This window comes from Desulfosporosinus sp. (genome assembly GCF_014237355.1).
Classification (GTDB): domain Bacteria; phylum Bacillota; class Desulfitobacteriia; order Desulfitobacteriales; family Desulfitobacteriaceae; genus Desulfosporosinus.
The window spans coordinates 1-3096 of sequence record NZ_JABZFS010000008.1; the positions used below are offsets into that span (position 1 = coordinate 1).

Below are 3096 nucleotides of genomic sequence, written 5' to 3' on the forward strand. Positions count from 1 at the left end.
TTGTTCAAAGTTTGCTGGCGTAGTCTTCCTGCATGCATCATTTTTAATAACCCTCCTTTCAATAATGTGTAAACCTAAAATAAAAGTTGACCACTTTAGCGCAATTCGCTAACCAAAAAGTTGACCACCCTTAACACCCAATCCCTTATCATAGAGTTTGTCGAGAACTTCATGATTCGGGAGGAAAAAAAGGATGTTAAAGATGGCTAATATAGAGCTTATCAGAAAATTGCACTTTAAAGAAGGTCGTTCTATACGACAATTAGCGAAAGATCTTACATTATCAAGACAAACCATTCGAAAAGCTTTACAACAGAATAAAATTCCAACCTATCAACGATCAAAGCCGGTTACCAACCCGGTCATCGACCCCGTTAAACCAATTATTATCCGATGGTTAACGGACGATGAAACAGCCCCCCTAAAACAGCGTCACAGTGCTGCTCAAATCCACAGACGCTTGGTGAAAGAATATGGCTTTAAAGGTGGAGAATCCACTGTACGCCGTTTTGTACGCCAATATAAGCAGCTCAAAGAAACTCCTAATTCCTCTATACCGTTGGAATTCGATCCCGGTGAATTTGCCCAATTTGATTGGGGGGAAATCATTGTGCTTTTAAATGGGATTGAAACGAAGGTAATGCTTTTTTGTATGAGACTTTTGTATAGCCGTAAGATTTTTGTAAAAGTGTTTCAGCATCAACGGCAGGAGGCGTTATTTCAAGGTCACGCAGATGCCTTTGATTATTTCGGTGGTGTCCCGAAAACGATTGTCTATGACAATATGAAAACAGCGGTAAAGAAGGTGTTAGAAGGGACCAAGCGTGAAGAACAGGAGGCCTTTATCCAGTTTCGATCATACTATCTTTTTGATGCCCAATTTTGTGCACCCGCAAAAGGAAATGAAAAAGGACAAGTAGAGAAACTAGTTCAAACAGCACGAGCTCAATTTTTAGTTCCCGTTCCACAGGTAAGTGACTTACAGGTACTTAATCACTATCTTTTAGAACAATGTGATGCCTATGAAGAAACCTATGTTCCAAAAACGAAAGAACAGGTGGGTGAACGATTTTTACTAGAGAAGCAACAGCTTCTGCCGATTATTGGTACTCATCCTTGCGCAAGGAAGGTAAGAGCCTCTGTCAACAGTCTTTCGCTTGTTAATTTTGAAACAAACGCCTACTCGGTACCTACTAGGTATGCCGGTCGGAAAGATGCACAAATAAATGCTTATGTAAATCACATTGAAATAAACATTGACGGAAACTGTGTAGCCAAACATGAGCGTTCATACGAAAAGCTTCAAGAAATTTTTGAAGTGGATCATTACTTGGATGAACTGGAGAGAAAACCAAGGGCCATCCAGCATGCGCGCCCAGTTCGAAGAGCTAATCTTCCACCAAGTTATCAAGAATTTTATAAGAGAAGTCTTTCAAAGTATGGGCATGGAAAAGAGTTTATTCAACTATTAAAACTCCATCGGGAGTTTACGATGGAAACAGTAGAAAGGGCAGTGGCAAGTTGTGTAAAAGAGCAGCTATATACAGCTGATAGTGTAAGGCATTATCTTTACCTCATGACTCAGCCGGAAGCAACAAAGCCAGCCCCAATAAAATATGAAATGGAGCAGTCCGTCACCGTCAAGGCTCCTACATTTAGCCCGTATGACCAACTATTACAGAAAGGGAGGTATATTCACTGAATACACACCATTATCAAATGGATGAATATCTAAAAAGGCTGCGCTTGCCGACTATACGTGAACAAGTTGACGCTTATTTGCGCGAAGCAAATGAGCAACAAATTACCTATGAAGAATTTCTCTTTCAATTATTATCGATTGAAATAGCTGAGCGAGAAATCAAAAAGAAAGAGTTAGCCAGAAAAAAGGCGCAATTCCCTGTACATAAGGACCTCCTCTCTTTTCAATTTGAGGAGGCTCCCCACGTACCAAAAAGACGCATTCTGGACATCTTTCAAGGAGAGTACATTCAGCAGAAAAGGAATGTCATTTTTATTGGGAACTCAGGTACAGGAAAGTCGCATTTATCAATTGCGTTAGGGGAAGAGGCGATTAATCAAGGCTATACTGTCAAATATTATACGGCCGCCCGCCTATCGAATGAACTGATGGAAGCCCAAGACGAAAAAAGGCTCCTCCAGTTGGAGAAACAATGGTTGGCTGCAGATGTCACGATTATTGATGAACTTGGCTATATCCCCTACCACCAGAGAGCAGCCGAATTACTGTTTCAATTTTTTTCTACTCGTTATGAAAGAGGAAGCATGATTATCACTAGCAATCGGGAGTTTAGCCGATGGGTAGAAGTTTTTCACGATGAACAGATGACCGCCGCCTTGTTAGATCGAGTGACTCACAAGGCCCACATTATCCCAATGAACGGAGAGAGTTATCGTCTCAAAGAAACATATTCGAAGTAACAAGAGGGTGGTCAACTTTTACATGAGCGACATGGTCAACTTTTGGGTTGACATTTACACCATTCACTCTTTTATAGATATCCCACTTGATACCCATTAGCACCTGTAAGTCTCTTCTGGAATGATGCTATTGCTGTACTGGCTTAGGTTTTTCTCTCTGGTTCTCTGCAAACCTTCGCACCTGATTAAACTGTTGTAACTCTGCTTTAGATAAATGATCAGTGAACTTCATTTAGACCACCCTCTTTCCCCAATAAAAAAAGCACCCGTTTTTCGGATGCTACCGCGAATATATATAATCATTAACCTTAAAGGCACGTTCACTTTAACAATTCTTTTTCTACATAATCAATGCCCATTGCATTAATAATGAGAATAACTCTACCTAATTTTTCTTTCTTAACTATATAGCCTTTCTCTGACCAGTATTTAATAACCTCTCTATAAAATTTAAATTCTGTTTTATCTAAAGGTACTAAGAAGTTTCTCCCCATGTATACCTTCCAGCCATAAATTTCTTTTAAGAATTGATCTCTTTTACTTTTTGACATAAAAACCGGGTCTGTACTCCGGTATTGATTATACAGCTCAGAAACATCTTCATCTCCATATAAAATACTCATTATTTCGGATTCGTAAATATCCAGTAGATCT

3 protein-coding genes are annotated in these 3096 nt (G+C 39.6%); 2 read left to right on the plus strand and 1 reads right to left on the minus strand.

Annotation, left to right across the window (positions count from 1 at the left end; translation table 11 throughout):
- Nucleotides 1-193 precede the first annotated feature (193 nt).
- Nucleotides 194-1702, plus strand: coding sequence for an IS21 family transposase (gene istA / locus HGJ98_RS01385; RefSeq protein WP_019380290.1), 1509 nt, complete (start codon nucleotides 194-196; stop codon nucleotides 1700-1702).
- Nucleotides 1703-1719: 17 nt separating this feature from the next.
- Nucleotides 1720-2442 carry an IS21-like element helper ATPase IstB gene (gene istB, locus HGJ98_RS01390; RefSeq protein ID WP_019380289.1) on the plus strand — a complete coding sequence of 241 codons (723 nt, stop codon included), beginning with the start codon at nucleotides 1720-1722 and terminating at the stop codon, nucleotides 2440-2442.
- 320 nt (nucleotides 2443-2762) lie between these two features.
- Here the strand turns inward: istB and HGJ98_RS01395 are convergent.
- Nucleotides 2763-3096 (minus strand): hypothetical protein (locus HGJ98_RS01395; protein WP_291349200.1); only part of this gene is annotated, 334 nt, incomplete at its 5' end.

Bases quoted from the DNA above. Each gene is read 5' to 3' on its own strand.
- istA (WP_019380290.1), top strand. From the start codon at position 194: ATGTTAAAGATGGCTAATATAGAGCTTATCAGAAAATTGCACTTTAAA.
- istB (WP_019380289.1), top strand. From the start codon at position 1,720: ATGGATGAATATCTAAAAAGGCTGCGCTTGCCGACTATACGTGAACAA.